The following is a 5,445-nucleotide window of genomic DNA, read 5'->3' as shown; positions in this document are numbered from 1 at the left end:
CCCCCCCCCGTCTCTTTGAGGCCCCTACCTCTGTTGAGAGAAATATTTGAGGGCTTAGTGCTCATGTGTTGACAATATAAAAGCAGACGTGCCGTCTTCGTTTCTCTTTCTTCAGATGATGATCCCAAGCCTTCTGGCGATCTCTTAAAATAAAGCCTCACATCATAATCATTCCACGTTTTTTCAAAGAAAAACATGTGTTTCAAGGTGCCATGGATTTTAAAAACTATGGATTTATTAAAACTTATGGGTTTTAAAAAAAGGCTTTAAAAGGAAATGACTAAAAAAGAAAGCCACTAAAAAAAGCTTTTCCAGTGATTTAAGATGATACCGGGGAAGGTTTTCCGGTTTATCCCGGAGGGCTTGTAGCTCAGTTGGTTAGAGCGCGCGCTTGATAAGCGTGAGGTCGGAGGTTCAAGTCCTCCCAGGCCCACCAATTTATGCTCGTTTTTTGCTTATCCAAGAGTATGAAGCTTCAGCGTATTAAAAACGCTTCAATCTTTGTTTATTTTTAAAGATTTTATTTTATCATCCAAAGATTATTTGTTAAATTTATCCTATTAAGCTTTCAAAGAGGCTTTTAAAACCCCTTCCGTGGTACAGATAAATTTAAATGATGCAAATCAAAATAGTACAGGGAATGCAAGTTGATAAATCTTGTTAAGGTTGATTTGAAAGAGCATTATTTAGGGGCCGTAGCTCAGCTGGGAGAGCACCTGCTTTGCAAGCAGGGGGTCGTCGGTTCGATCCCGTCCGGCTCCACCATTTAGGTCATCATCATGTTGTAAGAACACGGTTTAGTAAAAGGTCCAGTGATCTTTTGCTTGTTCTATTGAAATTGTGAAGAGAAGATATATTCAGACATGTTCCTTTTTTAAGGTTCCTTCTGAGGTACAAGTTTTTTGTTAAGAAAAATACTTTCTTGGGAAAATGCTTGTTGTCGAAAAAAGGTTTTGGAAAACAGATTTGAAAAAAGATCTTGAAAGAAAAACCTTTCTTCCGAAGAGGAAATCTTAATTTAGAAAAAGAGACATGTGTCGCAAGGGAATGCTCAAAGCCCTTGCTTATGATTGGAAGCTTAACCGCGCCATTGAATATATCTCGAGAAGCTGGTCTTTTCTGCTGATATTTGGTTTGTTTTGCGCTTTGTTTTGCACAAGATAAAGAGAAGCAGACAAACCGTGAATGAATATTGGTAATGAGAACGATCAAGTGTCTTAAGGGCATTTGGTGGATGCCTTGGCATGCACAGGCGATGAAGGACGTGATACGCTGCGATAAGCTACGGGGAGGTGCGAATACCCTTTGATCCGTAGATTTCCGAATGGGGCAACCCACCTTTGATGGCTAGAAAAATTAAGCTGTTTTTGTAAAAGGACAGTTTAATTTTCTAGTCATCTCATAAAGGTATCTACACCTGAATAAAATAGGGTGTAAGAAGCAAACGCAGGGAACTGAAACATCTAAGTACCTGTAGGAAAGGACATCAAACGAGACTCCGTTAGTAGTGGCGAGCGAACGCGGACCAGGCCAGTGGCTTGAATTAAGAAAAGTAGAAACGACTGGAAAGTCGTACCAAAGTGGGTGATAGTCCCGTATACGTAAATCTGATTTAAGTCCTAGAGTAGGGCGGGACACGTGAAATCCTGTCTGAACATGGGTCGACCACGATCCAAGCCTAAGTACTCGTGCATGACCGATAGCGCACCAGTACCGTGAGGGAAAGGTGAAAAGTACCCCGACAAGGGGAGTGAAATAGTACCTGAAACCGAATGCCTACAAACAGTCGGAGCCCAAGATTCGTTCTGGGTGACGGCGTACCTTTTGTATAATGGGTCAGCGACTTAGTCTAACGAGCAAGCTTAAGCCGGTAGGTGTAGGCGTAGCGAAAGCGAGTCTGAATAGGGCGTTCAGTTCGTTGGATTAGACCCGAAACCGAGTGATCTAGCCATGAGCAGGCTGAAGGTAAGGTAACACTTACTGAAGGGCCGAACCCGTATCTGTTGCAATAGATTGGGATGACTTGTGGCTAGGGGTGAAAGGCCAATCAAACTCGGAAATAGCTGGTTCTCCGCGAAATCTATTTAGGTAGAGCGTTAGTCGAATTCTCCAGGGGGTAGAGCACTGGATGGGCTAGGGGTCCTCACCGGATTACCAAACCTAACCAAACTCCGAATACCTGGAAGAACTAACTAGCAGACACACGGCGGGTGCTAACGTCCGTCGTGGAGAGGGAAACAACCCTGACCACCATCTAAGGTCCCCAAGTTATGGCTAAGTGGGAAAGGATGTGAGGATCCCAAAACAACCAGGATGTTGGCTTAGAAGCAGCCACCATTTAAAGAAAGCGTAACAGCTCACTGGTCTAAATAAGGGTCCCTGCGCCGAAAATGTAACGGGGCTAAAGCCATACACCGAAGCTGTGGATTTACTCCTTATGGAGTAAGTGGTAGCGGAGCGTTCCGTAAGCCTGTGAAGGGAGACTCGTGAGAGCTCCTGGAGGTATCGGAAGTGAGAATGCTGACATGAGTAACGATAAAGGGAGTGAGAGACTCCCTCGCCGAAAGTCCAAGGGTTCCTGCTTAAAGTTAATCTGAGCAGGGTGAGTCGGCCCCTAAGGCGAGGCCGAAAGGCGTAGTCGATGGGAACCACGTTAATATTCGTGGACCTGTGGGTAGTGACGGATTGCGTATATTGTAAGATCTTATTGGATTGATCTTGCAGTGAAGCAGTTCCAGGAAATAGCTCCCACATATAGACCGTACCCCAAACCGACACAGGTGGACTGGTAGAGAATACTAAGGCGCTTGAGAGAACTACGTTGAAGGAACTCGGCAAATTGCACGCGTAACTTTGGAAGAAGCGTGACCCTTTAGCGGGCAACCGTTAGAGGGTGGCACAGACCAGGGGGTAGCGACTGTTTACCAAAAACACAGGGCTCTGCGAAGTCGCAAGACGACGTATAGGGTCTGACGCCTGCCCGGTGCTGGAAGGTTAAGAGGAGATGTGCAAGCATTGAATTGAAGCCCCAGTAAACGGCGGCCGTAACTATAACGGTCCTAAGGTAGCGAAATTCCTTGTCGGGTAAGTTCCGACCTGCACGAATGGCGTAACGACTTCCCCGCTGTCTCCAACGTAGACTCAGTGAAATTGAATTCCCCGTGAAGATGCGGGGTTCCTGCGGTTAGACGGAAAGACCCCGTGCACCTTTACTATAGCTTTACACTGGCATTTGTGTCTGTATGTGTAGGATAGGTGGTAGACTTTGAAGCAGGGGCGCTAGCTCTTGTGGAGTCATCCTTGAAATACCACCCTTACCGATATGGATGTCTAACCGCAGTCCGTTATCCGGATTCGGGACCGTGTATGGTGGGTAGTTTGACTGGGGCGGTCGCCTCCTAAAGAGTAACGGAGGCGCGCGATGGTAGGCTCAAAACGGTCGGAAATCGTTTGTTGAGTGCAATGGCATAAGCCTGCCTGACTGTGAGACTGACAAGTCGAGCAGAGTCGAAAGACGGTCATAGTGATCCGGTGGTCCCGTGTGGAAGGGCCATCGCTCAACGGATAAAAGGTACGCCGGGGATAACAGGCTGATGACCCCCAAGAGTCCATATCGACGGGGTTGTTTGGCACCTCGATGTCGACTCATCGCATCCTGGGGCTGGAGCAGGTCCCAAGGGTATGGCTGTTCGCCATTTAAAGCGGTACGTGAGTTGGGTTCAGAACGTCGTGAGACAGTTCGGTCCCTATCTGCCGTGGGTGTTGGAATATTGACAGGATCTGTCCCTAGTACGAGAGGACCGGGATGGACGTATCTCTGGTGGACCTGTTGTGGCGCCAGCCGCATAGCAGGGTAGCTATATACGGAAGGGATAACCGCTGAAGGCATCTAAGCGGGAAACCCACCTGAAAACGAGTATTCCCTGAGAACCGTGGTAGACCACCACGTTGATAGGTCAGGTGTGGAAGTGTGGTAACACATGAAGCTTACTGATACTAATCGTTCGATCGACTTGATCGTTCTCATTTCCCATATTCTTTCAAAAATATAAAATTCCAGCTTCTCATCATTCATGCTTTTTGCTGACTTGGTGGTTATGGCGGAGTGAACGCACCCGATCCCATCCCGAACTCGGCCGTGAAACGCTCCAGCGCTGATGGTACTTTGCCTTAAGGCACGGGAGAGTAAGTCGCCGCCAGGTCTGCTAAAGGCATGATAGATAACAATTCAAAAAAATATAACGATAAATATCAATGCTCAATACTGAGAGTAGACAATAAAAAAATCTTGTCTTAAAATATATGACGCGGGGTGGAGCAGCCCGGTAGCTCGTCAGGCTCATAACCTGAAGGCCGCAGGTTCAAATCCTGCCCCCGCAACCAAATGCAAACACTAATACTCTCATAAAAATCAAATAACCTCTAAACATGACAATACGCCCATAATATCCCGTGAAAATATAAAAATCCACGTCATGAAAAATGTTATAGAATAACTCTTTATTCAAAATTCCCCCTATACTAGGAAAAGTCAGTAATTTACCTACATAAGTTCCCCTTTCTGCTACACTTTTCTCATAGAAACTCATCAAAAAAACTAGAAAAACTAGTTCCCCGTAAAACTACCAATACCTAGGAGCGGCTTTGAAACTGGATCGGATGCCTTCTCATCTCATAAAAGAATGCAATAGGGACTAATAAAGGGCATGCCACTAATGAAGCAGTGGCAGGCAGAGGCAGGGAGAGAATGCTTTCTTCTTTCTAAAACGATAAATCTAAAAGCTCTTCTTAGTACTGCAAAACAAAAAATAGCATCAATCTCTGAAAATAAAAGCAGGAAAAAACAAGTGTAACGCGTAAACGCATGGAGTAAAATGCTAATCACTCAAAACTCTTCCCACGTACAAAAACCAAATAAGAACTAGGGGCATGCCTACTAATCATCATGCACCTTCGGAAGCAAAATGGGTAGGGGAAGAACGTATAAGCTACGTAATGCCACGCACTTAAAGGGCGCTCAAGGACTTAATCTAAACTCAGATTCTCTTGGCTCTTATGTCATCTCTCCCTTTGTCCTATGTGTAGCCTGTATAGCCAAATCCTCAAAACAATCCGCTAACTTTTTGTAACAAAAAAACTGCAAACAATTCATTGACATCCAAACTATCTATACCACTAAATACTAAGGGGGATTTTTACCTAGCAAGCTTTTGGGGTAGCGAGCCTATGCCTATGATCTGTGGGGGCAGTGCTTTACGGCTCAGATAGAGAAATAACAGCTTTTTACACTATCCTAACATACATAATGGCTATGGTATGTAAGAATAGTGCCGTTTTTTATACGGAGCTGCCTTATTATAAGATTAAGTAGGGTAGGGGAAGAACGTATAGGTATGTAATTTACGCGCATAAAGGCTTTGAAGGGACTAAATCTAAGCTCAGATT

The 5,445-nt window shown here is 45.2% G+C and carries 1 protein-coding gene, 3 tRNA genes and 2 rRNA genes; 5 read left to right on the top strand and 1 reads right to left on the bottom strand.

The window, feature by feature from the left end; genetic code table 11:
• The coding region (locus ACFILT_RS06150; protein ID WP_375679750.1) for a hypothetical protein at positions 1-197 on the bottom strand (197 nt) is incomplete at its 3' end.
• A 162-nt stretch (positions 198-359) separates the two neighbouring features.
• Here ACFILT_RS06150 and ACFILT_RS06145 point away from each other — a divergent pair.
• The 5 genes from ACFILT_RS06145 to ACFILT_RS06125 all read left to right on the top strand — a co-directional run bounded on the left by ACFILT_RS06145 (position 360) and on the right by ACFILT_RS06125 (position 4,383).
• Positions 360-436 (top strand) — tRNA-Ile (locus tag ACFILT_RS06145).
• Between the two features lie 253 nt (positions 437-689).
• Positions 690-765, top strand: a tRNA-Ala gene (locus ACFILT_RS06140).
• Between the two features lie 441 nt (positions 766-1,206).
• Positions 1,207-4,021 (top strand): 23S ribosomal RNA (locus ACFILT_RS06135).
• A 66-nt stretch (positions 4,022-4,087) separates the two neighbouring features.
• Positions 4,088-4,202, top strand: a 5S ribosomal RNA gene (gene rrf, locus ACFILT_RS06130).
• Between the two features lie 104 nt (positions 4,203-4,306).
• Positions 4,307-4,383 (top strand) — tRNA-Met (locus ACFILT_RS06125).
• Positions 4,384-5,445 lie beyond the last annotated feature (1,062 nt).

This window comes from Bartonella sp. AP7XZML, assembly GCF_042195745.1.
In the GTDB taxonomy this organism is placed as follows: Bacteria; Pseudomonadota; Alphaproteobacteria; order Rhizobiales; family Rhizobiaceae; genus Bartonella.
This window is presented reverse-complemented; position numbering and strand designations above follow the sequence as displayed.